Here is a 23,275-nt window from a genome sequence, read left to right as displayed (position 1 = left end):
CCCGTTGGGAGCCTGTAAAAAGACTAACTTCTACGTTGCATCACCTCAAAAGGCAATAAGCATTCTTTCAATAATGCACCTTGAATTAAGCCTTTTTACGGGCTCTGAAAACATGCACTTTCAAGTGGTTTGGGTATACACCCGTGATCCTTGAAAGTGCAGGATCACAGGGATACCTCATTATCATTCTTTTTTCCAAGAACCATCGTCATTTGGCCTGACCCAAGGCTGGGAAAACCAATAATAATTACCTGTTTTCTTGCTAGGAGCCGTACAATTATAACGAGATCGCCCTGGTGGCAAATCTAATTCTGCACGTATATTCATCACGTTAGGCGCAGTCCACACAGGTTTCTTAGCACCTTGACCTTGAATAAAACACATCATTTGATTTTTATCAATATCACTCATATCTAAAGTCAAGGTTAGCAAAGGTCGCCAATGACCATTTACAAGCTCTGGATTACTGTCATTTTGAGTGAGAACAGGCATATTCAAACTGTGTAATTTCACTTTTAAACTCGCTAAATTGGCATAAACCCCCGCCACTGGAAAGCGTGGAAGTGCTTCCAATTGTGAATAAATACCCGCGGCGCCAGATTGCTGACCAAAAGCCACAAATCCCAGCTTTGCCATTAAACTTTCTAAATCTTGATTATATTCACCATAAGGGTAAGCCAACATTTTTAAATTCTGACCCGTTCCTGCTTGTATTTTTTCTTCTGTTTTTAGAATATTAGCTTCTATTCGCGCTAACCATTGTGCTTTAGATTCGTCAGCCAAACGCCGAATAAGATGCTCATGCCCCCAACTATGATTTGCAATTTCAGCCCCTTCTTTAGATAAAGCGACCAACTGCTCCCAACTCATCATATTTTTATATTTCTTCTCAATAGGCTCGATAGAAACAAACAAGGTATAAGGAAAATGATATTTCTTTAAAATAGGATGAGCGACATCGGCAATACTTTGATAGCCATCATCGAAAGTTATCGCGACCGTTTTCGGTGGCATGGTTTTTTTTGCTTTTAATGCCAATACAATTTCAGATAAAGGCACCACATTGAAGGCATTATTAGCCAAATACTCCATTTGCTCTTGAAATTGTTCCGGTGTCACACTCGTGATCGCCGGCGTGTGAGCAGATACATGGTGATATTGTAAAATAACGCTAGCGTGAGCCGAAAAACCTGTTAGCGCTAGCAGCACAAGTAACACGCTTTTAATCATAACTATTCAACCTTAGTATTTAATATTAGTATTCAATATTATTAGCGATATTTAAAAGCCATAATGACCTTGAGATTACAGTAAGATCTATCAGTATATACAAAAAGGTATACTTGTAGGCATGATTTTATATAAAATCATTGATTGTCACTTGCCATCATTCTATTTAAAAGTCGTTTCAGCCACTTATCATAAGAGTATGCATCACTTATGTCTTTATTTGCATTAATCAGTAATACCAAAAAAAATAAACGTTTATTTGCATTAGCTCTGCCCATGATCCTCTCCAATATCACAGTACCGTTATTAGGTCTCGTCGATACTGGAGTGATAGGTCACCTCTCCAATGCCTATTATTTAGGCGGTGTCGCACTGGGCTCAACCATGATAAGTGTGATTTTATTTCTACTCGGCTTTTTACGCATGGCAACCACAGGACTCGTCGCTCAAGCCTTTGGTGCCAATGATAAGCAAAGCCAGTATCAATTACTTTTTCAATCAGCCAGTTTAGCCTTAGTCTTAGGTCTACTCACTGTTATTTTTCAATCTCCTATTGCTCAGTTGTCGATTTATTTATCCAGTCCCAGTAATGAAGTCGCCCAATATTGTATTGAATATTTCAGTATTCGCGTCTGGTCAACGCCATTTGCATTATTAAATTTAGCCTTATTAGGTTGGTTGCTTGGCATTCAAAAACCCAAAGCCGCAATGTTACAATTGATCCTTGCTAATAGCATCAATATCATTCTCGATTTATTATTTGTTTTAGGCTTAGGTTGGGGAGTAAAAGGCGTCGCGTTAGCCTCGGTACTGGCCGATATATCAGGCTTTATTCTGGCTTTAACCGTCGTTTGGCACCACTTAAATAAAGATAAGACATTTCAAATAAAAGCCTTATTTCACCACCTAACCATTAGTCAGTATCAAGCATTATTGAGCCTCAATCGAGACATTTTCCTGCGCAGTCTTTGCCTGCAATTGGTATTTACTTTTATCACCTTTCACAGTGCCAGTTTAGGCGATAACATATTAGCCGCCAATGCTGTCTTACTCAATCTAGTTATGCTTATCTCTTATGCCCTTGATGGTATTGCCTATTATGCCGAAGCCGAAGTCGGTCGAGCCTATGGTGAAAAAAACCAGCTACTACTGCAAGAAAGTGTCAGCCTTGCCTGGGCGTGGTCAGCTATCGTCGCTATCGGTTTTGTGTTCGTCTTTATGTTTGCGGGAGAATTTTTCATTAGCATGCTCACCAACATCGAAACAGTCAAAGCAATGGCCAAACAATACCTATATTGGATTGTTTTTTTCCCTTTACTGGCCTTTAGCTCCTACCTCTTTGATGGGGTTTATATTGGTGCAGCCAAAGGAAAAATTATGCGTAATAGCATGCTTATTTGCACTTTCATGATTTTCTTTCCCATCTGGTCATTATTTGGCACCGAACAAAACCATGCGCTATGGGCGGCGTTGAGTGCCTTTATGTTTTCAAGAAGCCTCACTTTAGGGCTGCATTATCATTTTAAGCTCAAGTTTTTCACTAACAATATAAATCATTAAAAGTCATGGATGAAAAAAACAAAAAAGCCTGCTCGAAGCAGGCTTTGAATAAAATAAATATCATTTTTTTACTGGTATGAATGTTCACCCGCTTGATGATCAGTCACGTCTTTAACTCCTGTGATCTCACCTGCAAACATGTCTAATAATTGTTTTTCGATACCATCTTTTAAGGTGACATCCACCATAGAGCACCCATTACAACCACCACCAAACTGCAGCACAGCGACTTTATCGTCAGTGACTTCGATAAGATTAATATTCCCACCGTGACTGGCTAATTGAGGGTTAATTTCAGATTCAATCACATACTGAATGCGCTCAATTAAAGGGGCATCACCGGAGACTTTGCGCATTTTCGCATTAGGGGCTTTCAATGTTAGCTGAGAACCAAGTTGATCGGTCACAAAATCAATACTCGCCTCTTCAAGAAAAGGGGCACTTTTCTCATCAACCATGGCGCTAAAGCCATTAAACGGTAACTCTGTATCATCAGTTTCTACCGCATCCGGTGGACAATAAGATACGCCACACTCAGCCTGGGCAGTACCAGGACTGATCACAAACACACGTATATGTGTACCCTCAGGCTGATCCGCTAACAATTTAACAAAATGGGCCTGAGCGGTATCAGAAATAGTAATCATGAAATATGCTCCGTCAGGTTATACCTGAGCGTTTTAATAAGGAATAGCCTATGATACTCCGACATTGATATTCTGTGTAGTCCCGATTGACTTTGTCAGCATAATTTTAACACTAAGTAATAACTGACTCTTATACGCATAAAGCAAAAAATATATAAAAATACAATATTTTCAATACTATAAATATTATTCCATTAATTTTGGTGCCTCAGCTCTTGCCAGACACCAAACTTGAACATGAATATGTTGCCGCTGAAATAAACGTGCGATCTCCTTAGCCGTTTCCCCAGTTGTTACCACATCATCTACCAAGGCGACACGCTGAAACTGAGGTGTAGGCTCTAATTCAAAAGCGTGCTTCATATTCAATCTTCTCTGTTTTCCCGATAACCCCGCTTGAGCTTGAGTGTGTTTGATTCGAACCAGTTTCTGACTAAATAATGGAATATTTAATTTTTTGCTCAAGTTACTGGCAATCATCCAAGCTTGATTAAACCCTCTCTGTCGTAATCGCTGTCGATGTAAAGGCACAGACACCAAGACTTGAGGCATTCGCAAAAAACCTTGCTCAGACAAGAAAATTAAACGCGTAATTAACGCATCCGTTAAACAATCTAAAGCCGCAAATTGTGCCTGATATTTCATTGCCGCAACAAAGGGGCCTAACCCCTGATGATAGCTACAAGGCGCAACAATAATGAGTGGAGATATATTTAAACAAGCGCCACAAAAATCCGTTTCTACATACATTTTACGTCCACAACCTAAACACACAGGGTATGAATACAAACAAGCATCAAGGCATACACTGCATACGCCTTTTTGAGGAAACACTATCCCTTGATGGCACATTAAGCAACGATTAGGTAAAATCGGCATGAAAAGAAGAAAGCCTTTAGTCTTCACCCTTTGAATACAAGCAATCAAGATGCGAAAGTACTTGAGTAAATGCCTTCGCATTAGATGGTTCATTGTTTTCAGTAGTCGTTTTAACACCATAAAGTTAAACAGGTAATATTCAGTGGAATACCAAAAAAACAGTCAGGGTACATTAACGAAGCAAGGGTTACACCTAACCACACTGGGGCAAGGGCCCGATATTGTCATGCTTCACGGTTGGGGAATGAATAGTGCCGTATTCACCCCCCTGCAACAGGCTTTCTCACAGTATAGGGTGCACTATGTCGATTTGCCGGGTTTTGGTCACAGCCCAAGTATAGAAGGTAATATCGATGCGTGGGTTGATGCGATTATTGATGTGACTCCCGATAGCAGTATTTGGCTTGGTTGGTCTCTGGGGGGCTTAGTCGCCTCAAGAGCCGCCTTACGCTATCCAAATAAAGTTAACGCCTTAGCCACTGTTGCTTCTTCCCCTTATTTCATGGCGAAAGAAACATTGGCCGACAACGTCCTTTGGCCGGGAATGGCCCCACAAGTATTAGAACAGTTCTACCACTCACTTAACTTAAATTTGTCTCGTACAATCAGTCAATTTCTTGCCATTCAAGCCATGGGCAGTCAAAATGCAAAAAAAGATATCAAGCAATTGAAAACACTCCTGTCGAATCGCCCTGAGCCTCAAAGCATAGCATTAACACAAGGGCTTAATATGCTTGCTCGAACCGATCTACGCCAAGAAATTGCTCATATTGACCAACCTTGGCTTAGGATCTGGGGGCGCCTAGATGGACTTGTTCCTTATTCTATTCATACCTTAATGCCTCAAAAATCCTCCATTAAAGATGTTATACTTCCCAAAGCGTCACATGCACCTTTTATTAGTCATACTGAAGATTTTTTAGAGTCAGTGCATCAATGGCTAAATAGCCTCTAATGACGATAAGTATGCTCATTTCATATGAAGGAGCATACTTATCACAATAAGAAAAAGACAACTCAATAAGAATCGATTCAATGTTCGACGCAAAGACGCAGACATAGGCTACCTCCTGTAAAAATAAAAACCTGTATAATAATAAGTAAAAATAAATCTAATTCGGACAGGCTCACTCAATAAGACTTATGTTTACCTATTTAGTTTCCCATTAATGTAATAAATAAGGGATCCAGAGTAATAAAGAAAATAGAATCACTAATTTTAATACTTCTTTAATAATCAACTTCATCTTGCTTCTCCAACTTCGCTGTGTATCATTACGTTAAGGGAAAATGCTTTAATCTAAGCTGAATAAAAAAGGGATAGCTCAGCTATCCCTTAAATTACAATGACGTTAACTCACTTTTATTAAGACTCATTAATGCTGATTTTTTCCTTCATTATTGAGCCTTTCTTCAGTTAAAGGATCCGCTTTTGGTGCAGTCACATTAAAATAGCCTTGTTGGTAAGCTAAACTCCCCCAAAGTGCCCAAGCGAGCGCTGTTTGCTTCATATTCTGACTTTGAGCTTCTGGCGTCAAACTTTGATTAGCTGGGTCGTATTCAAAACCTCTAGGTTCATGCTCCGGCTGTAAAATCACCACATCATTGCCTCGCATATACGCCATGTTTTTATCATATTGCATCAAAGCTCGACCAGGCCAGTCATCACTGACTTGTGTTAAATCTTGACCTAACATTGGATAGGTCGCTGAAATGCCCATCAATGATAATAAGGTCGGCGCGAGATCAATTTGACTCACAACCCGATTATCTTGTTTTGGTGCAATACCTTCTCCCAAAATAACACCCGGGATCCTAAAGCGAGAAATAGGCACTAAATTAGCGCCGCTCACTCGACTATCATGATCAGCCACAATCAAAAATACAGTATCTTTCCAATAATCTGATTTTTTAGCTAATTTGAAAAATTCACCAATGGCAAAGTCAGCATATTTTGCAGCATTATTGCGAGTTTGCTTAGGTTGTTCGTATAATTTAATGCGACCATCAGGAAACTCAAAGGGATCATGATTACTTGAACTAAACACTAAACTCGCAAACGGCTTACCTTCTTGATGTAAACGCTCGAATTCACTATTGGCTTTACGCATAAGATCTTCATCCGACACCCCCCAAGATCCGACAAAAGTAGGAGAATCATAATCGGTTTCATCGACAATATCTTGAAAGCCATTGCCTAAAAAGAAGCTGCGCATATTATCAAAATAACTTTCTCCACCATAAATAAACTGCGTGGTATAGCCTTTCTTAGCCAATAAATCGGCAATGGTAAAGAAATTAGTTTGGCTCTTTCCTAGTTTAACCACAGAACGTGCAGGCGTTGGTGTAAACCCTGTCGTAACAGCTTCTATCCCCCTGACAGAACGCGTACCCGTTGCATAAAGATCATTAAAAGACCAACCTTGTTTTGACAATTTATCCAAATTAGGGGTCAATGGCAGCCCACCCAAATTCCCCACAAACTGTGCCCCTAAACTCTCTTCTAAAATGATCACTAAATTTTTAGGTTTACCTTTATAGCTTGCCTCATTAAACGTTCGGCTTGGAAACTCCTTCGACGTAAAGTCACTTAACGGACGGCCACTATCGGCCCTTACCAAATCAATAATATCTTGCTTATCCATCTTACCGTAAATTTTAGCGGCATCGGCTTCGCTGCCCATTTGATTAATAGCAAAAAATAACGAATAAGAAGAGTTAATCACTAAAGAGTTCACTAAAGGATCGGTTGAAAAAGCCACCATAGCAGGATTTAATGGTCTATGGCCCAGTGTCGAACGCGCGCCCGCAAAAGTCACAATAATCACCATCAACGCAATCACGGGTCGCCAAAAGACGCGAGGATAAGTGATCTTCTTAAACAATGTTCCACTTAAACGCCAACCAAACCAAAGCGTCACAATAGTCAATAATAATGAAAAAATCACCTCTATTGGACGGCCAGCCCATAACATGGATAACACTTCTTTGGGATAAATCAGGTACTCAACATAAAGTCGATTCGGTCGAATACCATATTCTTCGATAAAAGCTGGCGTCGACGCTTCTAAAAACACGATTAACCATAATCCTATAGTGAGCCAGCTCCTTAGAATAACTTGCCATAAACGGCCAATAAGATGTGGACCACTAAAAATCGCCGTCCCTAATGCAGCGACTCCCCAAAGCCAACATAAAGTGGCAATATCCACTCTTAAGCCTTGGATCAATAAATCAGACCATCCACCAGCCGCTGTAACACGGTCAGCTTGCCATAAACCTAATCCCAAACGGCTGATCATCATAATGATCAGCGCGATAACACAAAAGACTAAAATAGGTCTCAATGGACCTAAGTTGAACTTTTCTCGCATAGGAAACCTCTCAGTGAAACAGCTTACACTCGTTCATCATGTCATGGAATAAGTCCTCATCCGTAAGGCAAATAATCACAATCATTCTTTGTATGTAAATATCACTTCAAAAAGGTATCAATGCCGTATTATGTCAACACTTCTTACGCGCCAGATACCCTTTTAAGCTTTAACACCCTTATTTCTTTAACTTAGCAAAAGCATCAGCAAAGGCATTTCCCATTGCCGCATTCATTGGCTGCTTAGGTTTCGTTTTCACAGTAGATTCTTGGTGCTGGTGTCGTTTAGCTTGTGGTTTATGACGTGGCCCTTCAGTCACTTTAGCAGGCTTAGCTTTAACCTCTCCCGCCTTATCATTCAAACGCATACTTAAGCTAATACGCTTGCGCTCAGCGTCCACTTCCATCACTTTGACTTTAACAACATCACCTGCTTTCACCAATGTATGAGGATCACTAACAAATTTGTCGGTTAAAGAAGAAATATGGACTAAACCATCTTGATGGACACCGACATCAACAAAGGCACCAAAATTAGTCACGTTGGTCACAACGCCTTCAAGGATCATGTCCAATTTGAGATCGCTGACCTCCTGTACACCGTCCTTAAAGCTTGCCGTTTTAAATTCACCTCGAGGATCGCGACCCGGCTTATCGAGTTCCTGTAAAATATCAGTCACCGTTGGCAAACCAAAATCGTCTGTAATGAACGTCGAAGCATCAGCATTCTTTAGCACCTCTGAGTTACCAATCAATGCTTCAAGACTCAAGGCTTTGGTTTGTGCAATAGACTCAACCAGCGAATAAGCCTCAGGGTGAACCGCTGAAGCATCAAGAGGGTTCGAGCCATTTGAAATACGTAAAAAACCCGCCGCTTGTTCAAAAGCCTTTGGCCCTAATCGAGGCACCTTTAATAAGGCTTTACGGTTATCAAAGCGGCCATTATCATCACGATATTGAACAATATTTCTTGCTAAAGTCTTATTTAACCCCGCGACTTGTGCCAGTAGCGAAGGAGAAGCCATATTCACGTCCACTCCAACCGCATTAACACAGTCCTCTACAACGGCCTCTAAAGACATAGACAATTGGCTCTGACTCACGTCATGTTGGTACTGCCCAACACCAATAGCTTTAGGCTCGATTTTAACCAATTCCGCAAGGGGGTCTTGCAAGCGACGGGCAATTGACACGGCACCACGAATAGAGACATCTAAATCAGGGAATTCTTCTGCTGCCAAGGCAGAAGCTGAATACACAGATGCCCCAGCTTCACTCACCATCACTTTCATTAAGGAAGGAGAATCTGACTTCAACCCAGTGATTAACTCACTCGCCAGTTTGTCCGTTTCACGAGAAGCAGTACCGTTGCCAATTGCAATAAGTTCCACTTTATGCATTTTAATCAAATTCGATAAAGTACGAATCGACTTATCCCATTGGTTTTGTGGAGCATGAGGAAATATTGTCGTATGAGCGACACATTTACTGGTGTCATTGACGATTGCGACCTTAACGCCACTTCGCAGTCCAGGATCTAAACCCAAAGTGACTTTAGCCCCTGTCGGAGGCGCCATTAATAAGTCAGCCAAATTGCGACTAAACACTTTGATTGAATCATTTTCTGCCATTTCGCGCATGCGAGCAAAAAACTCAGTTTCCATTTGTGGCAAGATCTTAACGCGCCAAGTGGCTGTAATCACAGTTTTAAGCCATTGCTCGATATCACTGGAGCCTAAATTAAGCCCTAAGTGCTCAGCAATAATAACAACACAATAGCTACTTTTATGACGCCCTGAGTCTTGATCGGGATCGACATTTAGCGATAAAGCAAGCACACCTTCGTTGCGGCCACGAAGCATGGCTAATGCTCGATGAGAAGGGACTTTCATCAACTTTTCACTGTGCTCGAAATAATCCCTGAACTTAACAGCTTGTTTATCTTTACCTTTAATTAATTGACTTTCAATGAGAGCGTATTGACTCACATGGCGACGAATTTTTCGCAATAACTCAGCATCTTCGGCAAAACGCTCCATTAAAATAAAACGCGCGCCCTCCAATACTGACTTCGTCTCTTTAAACCCTGCCGTTTCATTAATAAATGGCAACGCCATCGCTTCAAGACTACCTTGCTCCATAGACAACAAACGCTCCGCTAAAGGCGCAAGCCCTGCTTCAATAGCGATTTGCCCTTTAGTCCGTCTTTTCGGTTTATAAGGGAGGTACAGATCTTCTAATCGGGTTTTACTTTCAGCGGTCTTAATGGCATGACTCAACTCAGGCGTTAATTTACCCTGAGTGTCAATACTGGACAATATTACTTCACGTCGTTCATTTAAATCACGTAAATACTGTAGTCTACTGTATAAATTACGTAATTGGGTATCATCCAATCCACCAGTTGCTTCTTTACGATATCGAGCCACAAAAGGCACTGTTGCGCCCTCGTCTAATAATTTAATCGTAGACGTAACTTGCTGCTCGTTTACCTTAAGTTCATGAGCAATAGTGTAAGCAATATTTTGCATAGATAAAATTGAGCCTAGATTGAAAATCAAAATTATCCCCACAATACCACAGGCGCTGAGTAAGGTTAACCTTCAATCCTATTTAGCTCGACTTTTACTCAGCTTAACGCTGCCTTCGACATCACTCGTACGTAAGAGCAAGCAAAAAACCTTAAAAAACATCAAATAGATATCTACTCAAGCCAAGCATTTCTTAAAGTATGTGAAATCCGACACTAAGAAAATGTCCTTGTCTTAGTCATATATCAAAATGATAAAAAGAGAAATGAATAGACTTATCAAAATAGAACAAGAATATCATAAATGATGAATATTATTATTTATTATTAAGCTTTAATATAAACTCACTCAAAAAGATGAAATAATAAATAGTATTTACATAAGCCCTAAATATTATAGAGAACGTAATAAACCATCCTCACTTTAACAAGCCTTTCTTTAACAAGCTCAATAAAAGGAAAAAGGAAAGCTTATGAATTTACCTTAATGCTTAAATCACTTTGAATGAACAACAATTATTAGTCATATTTATATCTCACGAATAGAAATTAACATTAAAAAAACAATTAACCATAAAAATCAACCTTTAGGTTTTCTATGCAAAAAAGAATGATTAGTATTGAGATGTGTGCTATTTTGCTGTGCCTAATTTTTATATCAAAGCGATTTTCACAATATTTAAAATAAGATAAATAAAAAGGTTTCGAAAAAATATGAATGTTTATTACCAATAAAAAGATAATATCGTTATAAACAAAGTTATTCGTAAATACTTTATTTCATTGTTTATAAAACATTCATATTTTGTTGAAAAATCACATTCAACCAAATACTAAAACCGTCACCAAAACGAGTTTAGATTTGTAGTGAGGAATAACAAAATGTTAGATACTATTGTTAATTTTTTAAACGATTTACTTTGGGGAAAGGTATTAATCTATGGACTGGTTGCAGCGGGATTGTATTTCACCCTTAGATTAGCCTTCATACAAGTTACTCATTTTAAACATTCAGCCCAATTGATGCTCAAGAGTCGTCAAGGTCCCACGAAAGATGGACTCACCTCTTTCCAAGTGTTTTGTACCAGTATGGCTGCTCGAGTCGGAGCCGGTAATATGGCAGGTGTAGCAGTCGCTATCAGTGCCGCTGGACCGGGTGCCATCTTTTGGATGTGGCTCATTGCAGTACTCGGTATGGCCACAGCCATGGTAGAATCAACATTAGCCCAAGTTTATAAAGTTCGAGATAAAGACGGACAATTTCGCGGCGGCCCTTCATATTACATGGAAAAGGGTCTTGGTCTACGTTGGATGGGTGTCGTTTTTGCATTTTTCCTTATTCTCGCTTTTGGATTGGTATTTAACGCGGTTCAGGCCAATACGATTTCTGGTGCCATGGGCAGTATTTTTAATATCTCGCCTACCACAGTCGGTGTGACCTTAGTTATTTTTAGTGGGTTAATCATCATTGGTGGACTGAAAAAAGTCGCTAAAGTCTCAGAAATCATTGTGCCAGTCATGGCCATTGGCTACATTGGTATCGCTTTTGTTGTGGTACTAATGAACATCAGTGAATTACCTGCTATTTTCATGCTTGTCATCAAAAGCGCTTTCGGTGTTCAAGAGGTCGTTGCTGGCGGAGTAGGTTATGCTATCGCACAATCTATGCAGGCCGGTATTGCTCGCGGTTTATTTTCAAACGAAGCGGGCATGGGCAGTGCAGCCAATATAGCAGCCAGTGCTTCACCTAATCCCAATCATCCAGCCTCACAAGGCTTTATCCAAATGATGGGCGTTTTTGTCGATACCATCGTTATTTGTACCGCAACCGCAGCCATCATTTTATTAGCCGGTGATGTTGGGGCCGATAATGATGGTATTGCCATTACTATTCAAGCACTGACAAACCATGTAGGAACTTGGGGTGGCATTTTCATTGGCTTTGCCATCTTGCTTTTCTGTTTCACCTCCATTATTGCCAACTACTCTTATGCAGAAACAAATGTTTTATTCTTAACTCGCAATAACAAAAAAGCACTCCCAGTATTTAGGATCTGCGTCTTAGGTATGGTGATGTTTGGTGCTGTTGCAAAAATCAGTTTGGTTTGGAATTTGGCCGATCTGTCTATGGGCCTTATGGCAACAGTCAATATCATTGCGTTACTCATGCTCTCTAAGCTCGCAATAAAAGTCATTAATGACTATCGCTATCAATTAAGAGCAGGGAAAACACCGACTTTTGATAGTAGCCAATTTCCTGAGCTGGCAAACCTTAAAGAGGGAATTTGGAATGGAACCCATCACCCTGAAGAAGGTACAGTGTCAAGTGATGAGGGAATAAACGAACCAACAAAAGCCTAATCACTTTTACGATACGCTAGTAAACCACGCTCAACGAGCGTGGTTTTTTGTATTATGGTAACATGATTTAAAAACCATTAGCCCCTAGAGCCCAACAGTGAAGACAAACCTGATCACTCCTGAAGGATTTGATAAATTAACCAAGGAATTAAATTACCTATGGCGAGAATACCGACCTGAAATCACCAAAAAAGTCGCATGGGCCGCTAGCTTAGGCGATCGCTCCGAAAATGCAGATTATAAGGAGAATAAACGCCTCTTAAGACAAATAGACAGCCGTGTTCGCTTTTTAAGAAAACGTATTGAAGCATTAAATGTCATTCATCATAAGCCTGAACAAAATGGAAAAATCTTCTTTGGCGCTTGGGTTGAAATCGAAAATGATGATAATGCTACCAAGCATTTTCGCATCGTCGGACCCGATGAAATCTATGGCCGTAAAGATTATATCTCTATCGACTCACCAATGGCGCGCGCATTAATAAAAAAAGAAGTCGATGATGAAGCGATTGTGCAAACACCAACAGGTCCCCAAACTTGGTACATCAATAGTATTTCCTACACTTAATTCATCACCAGAAAGAATAAAAAGCTACCAGCGCACTTCCCTGCTGCTCATTTTGACTCAAAATTAAATGCCGTTTAATTTAGTCACAATTTATTCTTTTCTCATAACACTGTGATATATTAACAACATTTTCATAGTGTTAATGATTGTTTTACATTTGAGGTTTATATTACTCCTCTTGTTATTCTTTATTGCTTAACCATCACCAACACCGAAAAACAGCTATATTACTAGAAGACTGCCTGTTATCTGCTCAAGCAATAACGTCAATACAGTGCAATAATACTTAAATGTCATCATTCATCACAGTCAAACACAGGGACTTAGCATGGGACAAGAAACCTCCAAAATACTCATCGTCGATGATGACATGCGTTTACGTTCGCTACTTGAACGCTATCTCGTTGAACAAGGTTATCAAGTACGTAGCGCCGCTAATGCAGAACAAATGGATAGATTATTAGAACGTGAAAATTTCCATTTATTGGTATTAGATTTGATGTTACCCGGTGAAGACGGTTTATCAATTTGTAAACGCTTACGCCAAGATGATGACCAGCTCCCTATAGTGATGCTAACGGCAAAAGGTGATGAAGTCGATCGTATTATCGGACTCGAATTAGGTGCCGACGACTATTTACCTAAACCCTTTAATCCAAGAGAACTATTAGCTCGCATTAAAGCTGTTATGCGTCGGCGTACCATTGAAGCCCCAGGAGCACCCGCTCAGGAAGAAGAAGAAGTCCATTTTGGAGAATTCACGCTAAACCTCGCCACCAGAGAAATGATTAAAGAAGGACAATCTATTTCCCTAACCAGTGGAGAGTTTGCCGTATTAAAGGTACTGGTTAATCATCCTAGGGAATCCCTTTCTCGTGACAAGCTCATGAATTTAGCCCGTGGCCGAGATTATTCTGCATTAGAGCGCTCGATTGATGTCCAAGTGTCACGCCTCAGGCGCCTCATCGAAAAAGATGCCGCTAATCCAAGGTATATCCAAACTGTTTGGGGCTTAGGTTATGTGTTTGTGCCTGATGGCAGTGAACGACATTAAATGATGAAAGATCCTTGGTGGCAACGCTTCATCCCCCATAGCTCCTTTAGTCAAACTGTGGTGTTGATTGGTTGCTTACTCTTAACCAATCAAATTGTCTCCTATATTTCAGTCGCCGTTTATTTTATAAAGCCAAGCTATCAACAAATCAATCAACTGATCGCTAGGCAAATAAAATTACTCTTCATTGATGGCGTCGAAGTGGGTCGCGAGCATTTAAGCATGGTCGATGCCCTCAACGCAAAAGTGCGCGGTGACGACGGCATTAAAATTTACAGTCAAAAACAAGCACGAGAAGCTGGAGTTAATAAAGCCACTTATTACAGCTACTTCTCATCACAAATGTCTGAATACCTTGGCGGCCCAGCCGAAGTGCGTATCGCACAAGGCGCTGAATTTCAAATCTGGATCCGCCCACCACAAGCCCCTTCTATTTGGGTTAAAGTCCCTTTACATGATATCAGTGAGCAAAACTTATCTCCTTTAACCCTATATTTAATGGTTATTGGCGCCTTAAGTGTTGCTGGAGGCTGGTGGTTTGCTCGCAAGCAAAACTCCCCTTTAAAACGGTTACAAACCTCTGCATTAGCCGTTTCCAGAGGTGAGTTTCCAAAAGCACTGCCCTTAACAGGATCAAGCGAACTGATTGCCGTTACCAAAGCATTCAACCAAATGTCATACAGTATGGAGCAATTAGAGCAAGATAAAGCCCTATTAATGGCGGGAATTTCTCACGATTTGCGCACACCTCTCACCCGTATCCGTTTAGCGTCCGAGATGATCAACGATCGCGACGAATATTTAAAGGAAGGAATAGCCCATGATATCGAAGATATGGACGCTATCATTAATCAATTTATCGATTATATTCGGCAAGATCAGTCATCCTGTCATGAAATGGCACAACTCAATGACATTATTGAAGACATTGCCAATTCCGAATCTAACAGAAACAGCGTCATAGAAGTTGAACTCGTCCAGCTTCCCATGATCCCAATGCAAATTGTAGCCATTAAACGCGTGATCAGTAACTTTGTTGAAAATGCATTTCGTTACGGTAATGGTTGGGTAAAAATAAGCTCACAATTTGATGGTCAACACGTCGGCTTTTGTGTCGAAGATGATGGACCAGGCATAGATGAATCCCAAATCCCTAAATTATTTGAGCCATTTATACAAGGTGATAGCGCTCGAGGAAGTATAGGTTCAGGGCTTGGATTAGCCATTGTCAGGCGTATCATTGATAGACATCAAGGTAAAATCATATTAAGCAATCGCCAAGAAGGCGGGCTTCATGCACAAATTTGGTTGCCATTGGAATAAGTCAACCTCGTAAACTATAACTGTCTCTTCATGACACAAGCACTAATCTCATTCCAATCTTACTTATCTCACTGTCAAGCTAATGGCTTACTCTTATACCCGTGATACTTCAAGAATCATGTCAACGATACTGACTTCAACACCTCTTGATGCTGCAGCACTCTCTTTGCACATCCTTTGCACATCGCTTTTTAGTGAGTTAGCTGAATGTCGCCTTAAGTTACCACAAATAAACACAACAAAATGGAGACACTTACAACCACTAATGGCAACATTCCTAAACATTAAAATAACGATTTGATTAATAAAATAAAAAAACAAGATAAAAAACAAAAACAAAACACCCACAATTATTTTGGAGTCTACATTCCACATGAAGACAATCTCTACTCTGACTAACAATCAATTCCAAGCAATAAGGGGACTCAAAGCTCCTTTTTTACTGTGCTTAAGCGCAATTCTATTCGGCTGTGGTGGTGATGGTAATGGAGATAATACCGCTGCACAGCAGGAGGAGGCTAGCTCGACAGGCGGTAATGATGACAATTCTGGAGGGATCCAACCCCCTTCGAATAAAAAAAGCAACCATTTACCCATTGCCAGTAACCAAGCAGTACAAATGGCCGCTCATGGCCGTCTAGCCAAATCTATTTTTCTCGCGGCCTACGATGCCGATCTTGATCCTCTCCAGTTTTCCATTCAATCTCCACCAGCTCATGGCTCGCTGACAGGAAGTGGCCAACGCTGGGAGTATCTCCCTAAAACAAACTTTAGTGGTATAGACAGTTTCTCTTATATGGCGTCAGACAGTCATGGAACCAGTAACATCGCGACGGTTACAATTGCAGTGAAAGCCAATGATTGTGCCAGTGATTTCCTAGAAGGGCCTTCAGATAACCTGTTAGTGCATGTCCCCTCTCATTTGGAATTTCGAGATATTGCTGGAGGCAATGCCGTTATAGTTGAAGGTACCGCACTGACAGAAAAAGCTTCTTCTGATCCCGAAGTGAAAGATCGCACCATGTTTGTCAGTCGTAACGACTTTAACAATGCTGACATGACCCTATCCCTCCCTCAACAAGGTAATCTTGCCAACTTCAGTCTGTCATTCAAATTTATACCCGATAATGCCGATACTAATGACACGCTAGTACGCTCAATTGCTGATCTTACAGGCAAAAATAACGCAGGTAACTTTTATGTAGGAACCAATAATGGTGGCATTGTTGGTCAACTCGGTGATCAAAACAACCACACATTTTCTAATACTGCCAGCACGTTAAAAACCCGAAGCTGTAATCATCTCACAATGACTGTTGATAATGGCATACTGACGACCTATGTGAACGGCGAAGTTTCCTCTTCCATAACGATTAATACCGACAGCTACAGCGATTTAGGCGACATGTTACAATTTGGCCCCTTTGCGGGAAAAATTTGGGATGTACGCCTCTATAAACGCACATTGAGTTATGACGACATTATGGCACTAGGGGGTGATAAATGTAATAACACCATGATTGCTTCCAGCCCTTTTGACGGTTATAACAATTACCTTTGTTCAACATACCAATGCCAATGGTGGACTGATGATAACGATAAGAGCATGGCAAACTTTGAGCACTATATTGTCGCTCAAGAGCGTGTTTGGGAAAGAAACATTTTTGAGGCTGGTATGTACGAGCAAGGTAAACTTTGTCGCTACTTTAGCCACGAAGGTGCCACGCGAGATCTGCAACTCAGCGAAGGGATCAGCAATACTTTCGTCAAAGATTATACCTTAGAAAATAAGCCACTGACTCAAAGCAATGCTCAACATTGGATGCATGAAAACTTTCACTCTTATCAAGCTAAACTCAACCGAGTCAGTGGACAAGCCAGTGGTAAATACACCTTAGAATCCTCCGCAAGCTGGGGAGCAGATCACAATATTCCGGGCGTGAGAGATAGTTTACTCGGTTATTATAGCCTCCATCCACATATTAGCTTATGGGCCATTCAAGACTCACCCGTTGACCACCAATACGGCCATGAATTTAAAGGCGGTCATCAATATGGGGCATATGTTTTCTGGTCATGGCTAACCAATTATGCTGTGAGTAAAGATTTAATGGGTGGCGTTTTTCGTGATTCTCAAAATGGACTCAATGATCTAGAAGCTGCCAATGCCTATATCACAGCTCAGGGACATGATATGAAAGCCCTATTTGCCGATTTTGCCGCCCATATTACCACTTGGGACATGGTAGAAGGAGAAGCTTACCAACAGTCAGAAGTCGCTTCTTTAAACCGCATGCAAAGTGCATTTCCCGATGCAGGTACTCATAACAATAAACTCACGCAAACCTTTAGCAGCGAAGGAACGGGCAATACTTGGACTGATATGGACAAAGGTTATGTGCCAGGATCTTGGGCATTTAATGCCTTTAAAGTAGAAGGCATCACTGAAGACAGTAATTACACCATTGCCGTTAGAGCCAATAGCGACACCAATCCAGCCCATGCCGATTTTCGTGGCCGCGCCGTGGTCTACAATCCATCAACGGGATCCCGCACCTACTATCCATTTGATATTGACTCCTCAGGTGAAATATCAGGCACAACAATTCCTGTACCAGCAGAACACGTACTCTATGCCTTAGTTATCACAACACCTGACACGTTTAGAAATTTTGAATTCTACGATTATGACTTTGCTATTTTTCCATCCAATGGAGAAGTTAACATCGATCCCATAGAAGGGAACGATAGCGAAGATGTGGTTAAAGTCGTCGTCATGGCAGGCCAGTCCAACATGGAAGGTAACAACACTCGACTGGATAGACTGCAAGAACTCATCTGCCATGCTAACGCGGACTATACTTTCGGTGATGTCACTTGTGGCTCAACAACCATCAGCGAAGAACAGATTAGCGCACAATTTATTAATAACACAGATGCATTAAACCACTATCACCAACGATTAAATAACGGCGGTCAAGATGCTACCGTCACAAAGTTAGGGCAATTCCTCTGCCGTGTAGGGAGCCTAGACTCTCTGCCTAATGAAACTTGTAATAAGCGTGATTTTGATTTAACCGATCGGTTATTTGCCACCATCAGCGGTTATTACTTTTCCACAAGCAATGGCACTTATGGCTATGGTTATGATGCCTGGAAACAAATGACAACCGCTATGGCTGTCGCGAGTGCCTATGACGAGGGACAGCTGAGCTCGGCCCTTGAGAATGCACGGGAGGATGTCACTGTACTGCAATATCAGGGGGCACTTGACGATACAGGATCACTTTCATTCTCACAGCGTTATGGCGCACTGCTTCCAAATTATGGCGTGTCCAGTACTCGTTTTGGACCAGAACTCAGCTTTGGGCATTATCTTGGCGATAACACAGAAAGCGATCTACTGTTATTAAAAGTTGTGCAAGGCGGTACAGATTTACGTGTCGACTGGAAAGTACCTGGATGTCATGACGCAGCCGCTAATGAATGGACCCAAGATGAAAAAAATCAAGATTCCCTTTATAGCGCCATGCTAGAAAAAATCAACGCCTTGCGTGATCCAGACGTGTTAGCCAATTACTTCCCACAATATGCCAATAAGACCATTAAAATTGATAGTTTTATCTGGTTTCAAGGCTGGAATGATGGCGGAAAAACAATTAATGAAGACAATTATGAGACTAACTTAACTTGCTTAGTGAACGGTATAAGAGAAGCGCTAAATGATGATGACTTACCCATCATCATTACCAAAAGCCATTATGGAGATCCCAATGGCGCCATCCAAGAGGCGCAGCAAAATGTAGCAAACACTGTCCATAATGTAGAAGCACATGAAACTGATGATCTCTCCGGCTATTACCATTACGATCCTGCGGCGCAATTAACAATAGGTAAACGCATGAAAGAGGCTAGAGATACATTGCCTTAGTGATCAGCAGTGACTCACTTAGCCTTTTCAAGAGAATAGCAATACAATTGAATTGGCTAAGATTTTATAATCAAAGACTGATTACACTCTCTCATATTAAATGCAATAATAAGCGTTCCCGTTATTCAACAAGTTCATCCACAAGAAAAGCGCCGCTTTGGCGCTTTAATCAAACTCAATTGAACACCCTACCTTACAGCCCAGCTAAAATGACTTCCGCCTTACTGACTTCAAAGCTTTTAGGTGCTTCAACATTCAATGTGCTGATCACACCATTGTCTATCACCATAGCATAGCGTTGAGAGTGCACGCCGCCAAAACTCGCGGTATCCATCTCTAGCCCTAATGCTTGAGTAAAACTTCCATCACCGTCAGCCAGCATCATTAACTCTGAGGCGTTTTGCGCATCGCCCCACGCTTTCATCACAAAGGCATCATTCACTGACACACAGGCAATAATATCGACGCCTTTAGCTTTAAATTCATCAGCTAACACCACAAAACCGGGTAAATGGGACTCTGAACATGTCGGCGTAAAGGCACCTAGCACGGCAAATAACACCACTTTCTTATTGGAAAATTACTCAGTAGCGCCATGATTAACCATGCCGTTTTAGTGAATGAAGTTATCACTAAATCAATATAAAATAATAGTCACAAAGCGCGCTGTTGTTCAAATCACTGCACGTTATAGATAAAAAGCCATTCATTACATTTCTGGAGAACATTGGTAATACCGCCATCACAGACAGTTTCAACGAATTGATCAGGCAGGCTCGCTCCGCTTTGATTAATTTCTCTTGGTCAAACAATCTGATCTTTAAAACTCAGCTTCTGTGTACCCCATTGATATTTTCTAATCCAAAGATCAGGTTAAATTGCAAGTAGTGGCAAATTGTTTTACTGTAACTTAACTGATTAAAAAGCAATCACTTTATTATGACTCAAATCACATTTCGCCCATGCACTCCCGAAGACCTACAGCAAGCTGTACCACTCATATACAGTGCAGGACCAGTAGCCTTCGATATCGTTTTTAACGACACTCACGCCGCTCAATCAAAAGCATTTTTACAAGCTGCTTTTCTCAAATCGGGAGGGAAATTTAGTCATGACCAACACTTGGCAATAATACGAAATGATAAACTGGTTGGTTTAGGCGGCGTAAAAACAGCAAAACATACGCTCCCTTTTACTTTACAAGCCGCTTTAGTCATCTTCAAGGTTTATGCCTTTACCAGTGCCGTTAGAACCATCATTCGTGGATTAAAAATGGAGTCTATATTACGGCCGCCGAAAAAACGAATAGCGATGATCCACAACCTTGCCATTACCTCTGACTTTCAAGGTGAAGGATTAGGCACCCAACTGGTTGCACAATTAGAACAAAAAATGAAAAAAAGTGGTTACAAAATAGCGGCACTTGATGTTGATGGGGACAACCCGAGAGCCAAAGCCCTGTATCAAAAACTCGGTTATCAAGTAGTAGAAAAAAGAACGAGTCTAGTCAGAGGAAGATTTACCAAACCAATGGAAATGCGCTCTTTTTATATGGAAAAGAAGCTGGATTAAGCATCAAAACCGACTAAACGACATGGTGAACAACAAAAAGAACCAAAAAAGTTTTCAGCAACCACACGCAATCAATAACTTTCTAATGATTCATCGGTAAACGCTCAAGCAGTCGGTGAAAACAGCAATACCATAACCCACCAAAACGAAAGATATCTTAATTAGCTTAAGTTACTGGGCTAACTCTTGTTTAGCAGAGTCAAAACATGATCGACCACTCAGACGCTTACTTTAATCAGTTTTAATTGAACACCCTACCTTACAGCCCAGCTAAAACGACTTCCGCCTTACTGACTTCAAAGCTTTTAGGTGCTTCAACATTGAGTGTGCTGATCACACCATTGTCTATCACCATAGCATAGCGTTGAGAGCGCACGCCGCCAAAACTCGCGGTATCCATCTCTAGCCCTAATGCTTGAGTAAAACTTCCATCACCGTCAGCCAGCATCATTAACTCTGATGCGTTTTGCGCATCGCCCCACGCTTTCATCACAAAGGCATCATTCACTGACACACAGGCAATAATATCGACGCCTTTAGCTTTAAATTCATCAGCTAACACCACAAAACCGGGTAAATGGGACTCTGAACATGTCGGCGTAAAAGCGCCGGGGACAGCAAATAACACCACTTTCTTATTGGCAAATAATGCTGCCACATCATGATTAACCATACCGTCTTTGGTGAGTTCACTTAATGTCGATTCTGGCAGTTTTTGACCTGTAGCTATCATTGTTCTCTCTCGCTCATAACCTTATCTCGAATGAACATAAATCATATAAAAGATCCTCACAAGATAATACCAAGATTCAACTTTTATTCTTGGCTTCGTCATTCACAATGGAAGAAAAACCGCTTTAGAATTTTGTGATTTACAGATAAAACTCTTCTGGTTTGTAGAAGGTAAACCCAGTGATATTGTTCGCTTCAAAGGCTTGTTTCACTTTGTCATGAGCAATGACAAGTGGCAGAAAAGAAGTTAAGCGAAAAATATAAGGTAAAAGCATGTCTGAGGTATCAATAAAAGAGAGTGAATCAATAAATTCAATTTCATTAACGCCGTAAAGTCTAACATCAGATTTGTCGTAATCCATAATAACCAAGGGTTATTCCCAAACGAAGAAGGTTATAATAAAGCCTGTTATCAGCACTATTTTACCCCTTGGGTCATTGATATCAGACACTAAAGCTGCCCTAGACGTCGACCACTGCGTGGCTTTACTGGTTTAATGGGTATTACAAGCTAAAAATATCTGCCTTATAACAAAGAGTATTTGTAATACATAGCTTCGCTTTTTGACTATAGGAACTACTGTAGTGGTTAAAGCTACTTTCCCATCTGAAGAGCTAGAAATAGCCTCAGTAGCCAAAGCAGCTTAGTGATGCCCATGTGGTGAAAAATGTGGTGACAGTTGTGAAAAGCAGCTAATTATCAGCCTGTGATTTTAGGACTGATTTTGATAAGATAATGTCTCATTTCGAGACGTTTCACCCTCAACTTTCCCGAACCCAAAGTCGCGTTTCGTACTTTCAGTATTATATTCAATAAGGGATTTTTGAATCAGAGGAAAAGTAAAAAAATCTACGCCACCTGTTAATTATCAGTTAAACACTTGTAGTGATACAGGCAAACCATAAACATCAATTTAATCAATTGGTAAGAAGTTACTAGAAAACACAAACAATCGTTTATCTTTGCTTCTTAGTCGCCTATTTTAATTCACGGGGATATACCCAATAATAACGATAAAGAGATCCGACAAGAAAAGGAAAGGAAAGGAAATGTATGTATCGAAATATTTAATTTTTATTCATTTAACCCTGTTAATTCCCTCATTGGGATATGCCCAATATGATGGATATCAGCGGAATTTCGATGGTAACTATACGGTCTATACAGTTGGTAGATGCTACGATGGCTACAAACGGAACTCCGATGGTAGTTATGCCGTCGGCGGGGCCTACAATGGTTATCAACGGAACTCCGATGGTAGTTATGCCGTTGGCGGAGCCTACGATGGTTACCAACGGAATTCCGATGGTAGTTATGCCGTCGGCGGAGCCTACGATGGTTATCAACGGAACCCTGACGGTAGTTATGCCGTCGGTGGAGACTATGATGGTTATCAACGGAACTCCGATGGTAGTTATGCCGTCGGCGGGGCTTACAATGGTTATCAACGGAATTCTGATGGTAGTTATGCCGTCGGCGGAGCCTACGATGGTTATCAACGGAACCCTGACGGT

General features: G+C 40.9%; 16 protein-coding genes and 1 pseudogene. 9 read left to right on the top strand and 8 right to left on the bottom strand.

Annotated elements, in window-relative coordinates; genetic code table 11:
* Positions 1 to 183: 183 nt before the first annotated feature.
* Positions 184 to 1,230 carry a polysaccharide deacetylase family protein gene (locus Q0779_RS22270; RefSeq protein WP_298776200.1) on the bottom strand — a complete coding sequence of 349 codons (1,047 nt, stop codon included), beginning with the start codon at positions 1,228 to 1,230 and terminating at the stop codon, positions 184 to 186.
* A gap of 210 nt (positions 1,231 to 1,440) precedes the next feature.
* Between Q0779_RS22270 and Q0779_RS22265 the strand changes: the two genes are divergently transcribed.
* A complete protein-coding gene (locus tag Q0779_RS22265) occupies positions 1,441 to 2,790 on the top strand; it encodes an MATE family efflux transporter (RefSeq protein ID WP_298776198.1) in 1,350 nt (449 codons plus the stop codon).
* A 68-nt stretch (positions 2,791 to 2,858) separates the two neighbouring features.
* Here the strand turns inward: Q0779_RS22265 and nfuA are convergent, their stop codons facing one another.
* A complete protein-coding gene (gene nfuA / locus Q0779_RS22260; protein WP_298776195.1) occupies positions 2,859 to 3,437 on the bottom strand; it encodes a Fe-S biogenesis protein NfuA in 579 nt (192 codons plus the stop codon).
* 186 nt (positions 3,438 to 3,623) lie between these two features.
* Entirely contained in the window at positions 3,624 to 4,316 is a 693-nt protein-coding gene (locus Q0779_RS22255) for a ComF family protein (RefSeq protein ID WP_298776193.1), read from the bottom strand.
* Between the two features lie 202 nt (positions 4,317 to 4,518).
* On the opposite strand from Q0779_RS22255, the gene bioH reads away from it, so the two are divergent.
* Complete coding sequence (bioH, locus tag Q0779_RS22250; RefSeq protein ID WP_298776203.1) at positions 4,519 to 5,271, top strand: pimeloyl-ACP methyl ester esterase BioH; 753 nt, start codon at positions 4,519 to 4,521, stop codon at positions 5,269 to 5,271.
* Between the two features lie 421 nt (positions 5,272 to 5,692).
* Here bioH and Q0779_RS22245 read toward each other — a convergent pair whose 3' ends face one another.
* On the bottom strand, positions 5,693 to 7,690 hold the full coding sequence (locus tag Q0779_RS22245) for an LTA synthase family protein (RefSeq protein WP_298776191.1): 1,998 nt from the start codon (positions 7,688 to 7,690) through the stop codon (positions 5,693 to 5,695).
* 178 nt (positions 7,691 to 7,868) lie between these two features.
* The gene (locus tag Q0779_RS22240) at positions 7,869 to 10,220 is read right to left on the bottom strand and encodes a Tex family protein (RefSeq protein WP_298776189.1); all 2,352 of its coding nucleotides are present in this window, start codon (positions 10,218 to 10,220) and stop codon (positions 7,869 to 7,871) included.
* An 881-nt stretch (positions 10,221 to 11,101) separates the two neighbouring features.
* On the opposite strand from Q0779_RS22240, the gene Q0779_RS22235 reads away from it, so the two are divergent.
* The 5 genes from Q0779_RS22235 (at position 11,102) to Q0779_RS22215 (ending at position 19,456) form a co-directional block, all read left to right on the top strand.
* Positions 11,102 to 12,580 (top strand): sodium:alanine symporter family protein, encoded by a 1,479-nt coding sequence (locus Q0779_RS22235; RefSeq protein ID WP_298776187.1) that lies wholly within the window; start codon positions 11,102 to 11,104, stop codon positions 12,578 to 12,580.
* 97 nt (positions 12,581 to 12,677) lie between these two features.
* Entirely contained in the window at positions 12,678 to 13,148 is a 471-nt protein-coding gene (gene greB, locus Q0779_RS22230; RefSeq protein ID WP_298776185.1) for a transcription elongation factor GreB, read from the top strand.
* 328 nt (positions 13,149 to 13,476) lie between these two features.
* Positions 13,477 to 14,202, top strand: coding sequence for a two-component system response regulator OmpR (gene ompR / locus Q0779_RS22225; RefSeq protein WP_298776184.1), 726 nt, complete (start codon positions 13,477 to 13,479; stop codon positions 14,200 to 14,202).
* 3 nt (positions 14,203 to 14,205) lie between these two features.
* The gene (gene envZ / locus Q0779_RS22220; RefSeq protein ID WP_298776202.1) at positions 14,206 to 15,525 is read left to right on the top strand and encodes a two-component system sensor histidine kinase EnvZ; all 1,320 of its coding nucleotides are present in this window, start codon (positions 14,206 to 14,208) and stop codon (positions 15,523 to 15,525) included.
* A 373-nt stretch (positions 15,526 to 15,898) separates the two neighbouring features.
* Positions 15,899 to 19,456, top strand: coding sequence for a sialate O-acetylesterase (locus Q0779_RS22215; protein WP_298776168.1), 3,558 nt, complete (start codon positions 15,899 to 15,901; stop codon positions 19,454 to 19,456).
* 193 nt (positions 19,457 to 19,649) lie between these two features.
* Here Q0779_RS22215 and Q0779_RS22210 read toward each other — a convergent pair.
* Positions 19,650 to 20,063 (bottom strand): annotated as a pseudogene (locus Q0779_RS22210) (peroxiredoxin).
* Between the two features lie 332 nt (positions 20,064 to 20,395).
* On the opposite strand from Q0779_RS22210, the gene Q0779_RS22205 reads away from it, so the two are divergent.
* Positions 20,396 to 21,028, top strand: coding sequence for a GNAT family N-acetyltransferase (locus Q0779_RS22205; RefSeq protein ID WP_298776165.1), 633 nt, complete (start codon positions 20,396 to 20,398; stop codon positions 21,026 to 21,028).
* A gap of 259 nt (positions 21,029 to 21,287) precedes the next feature.
* On the opposite strand, the gene Q0779_RS22200 is transcribed toward Q0779_RS22205, so the two are convergent.
* Positions 21,288 to 21,761: a peroxiredoxin gene (locus tag Q0779_RS22200; RefSeq protein ID WP_298776163.1), complete on the bottom strand. Its 474-nt coding sequence runs from the start codon at positions 21,759 to 21,761 to the stop codon at positions 21,288 to 21,290.
* A 139-nt stretch (positions 21,762 to 21,900) separates the two neighbouring features.
* Positions 21,901 to 22,131: a hypothetical protein gene (locus tag Q0779_RS22195; protein ID WP_298776162.1), complete on the bottom strand. Its 231-nt coding sequence runs from the start codon at positions 22,129 to 22,131 to the stop codon at positions 21,901 to 21,903.
* 679 nt (positions 22,132 to 22,810) lie between these two features.
* Here Q0779_RS22195 and Q0779_RS22190 point away from each other — a divergent pair.
* Positions 22,811 to 23,275 (top strand): hypothetical protein (locus tag Q0779_RS22190; protein WP_298776161.1); only part of this gene is annotated, 465 nt, incomplete at its 3' end.

It is taken from the genome of uncultured Shewanella sp. (assembly GCF_947491715.1).
Taxonomy (GTDB): domain Bacteria; phylum Pseudomonadota; class Gammaproteobacteria; order Enterobacterales; family Shewanellaceae; genus Shewanella.
Note: the sequence above shows the minus strand (reverse complement) of the source record. Positions and strands in the feature narration are given on the sequence as shown.

What these genes read in the sequence shown, in the direction of transcription:
- Q0779_RS22245 (WP_298776191.1), bottom strand. Translation starts at nt 7,690, where the DNA reads ATGCGAGAAAAGTTCAACTTAGGTCCATTGAGACCTATTTTAGTCTTT.
- Q0779_RS22205 (WP_298776165.1), top strand. Translation starts at nt 20,396, where the DNA reads ATGACTCAAATCACATTTCGCCCATGCACTCCCGAAGACCTACAGCAA.
- Q0779_RS22235 (WP_298776187.1), top strand. Translation starts at nt 11,102, where the DNA reads ATGTTAGATACTATTGTTAATTTTTTAAACGATTTACTTTGGGGAAAG.
- ompR (WP_298776184.1), top strand. Translation starts at nt 13,477, where the DNA reads ATGGGACAAGAAACCTCCAAAATACTCATCGTCGATGATGACATGCGT.
- Q0779_RS22200 (WP_298776163.1), bottom strand. Translation starts at nt 21,761, where the DNA reads ATGATAGCTACAGGTCAAAAACTGCCAGAATCGACATTAAGTGAACTC.
- Q0779_RS22240 (WP_298776189.1), bottom strand. Translation starts at nt 10,220, where the DNA reads ATGCAAAATATTGCTTACACTATTGCTCATGAACTTAAGGTAAACGAG.
- nfuA (WP_298776195.1), bottom strand. Translation starts at nt 3,437, where the DNA reads ATGATTACTATTTCTGATACCGCTCAGGCCCATTTTGTTAAATTGTTA.
- Q0779_RS22270 (WP_298776200.1), bottom strand. Translation starts at nt 1,230, where the DNA reads ATGATTAAAAGCGTGTTACTTGTGCTGCTAGCGCTAACAGGTTTTTCG.
- envZ (WP_298776202.1), top strand. Translation starts at nt 14,206, where the DNA reads ATGAAAGATCCTTGGTGGCAACGCTTCATCCCCCATAGCTCCTTTAGT.
- Q0779_RS22255 (WP_298776193.1), bottom strand. Translation starts at nt 4,316, where the DNA reads ATGCCGATTTTACCTAATCGTTGCTTAATGTGCCATCAAGGGATAGTG.
- Q0779_RS22265 (WP_298776198.1), top strand. Translation starts at nt 1,441, where the DNA reads ATGTCTTTATTTGCATTAATCAGTAATACCAAAAAAAATAAACGTTTA.
- Q0779_RS22215 (WP_298776168.1), top strand. Translation starts at nt 15,899, where the DNA reads ATGAAGACAATCTCTACTCTGACTAACAATCAATTCCAAGCAATAAGG.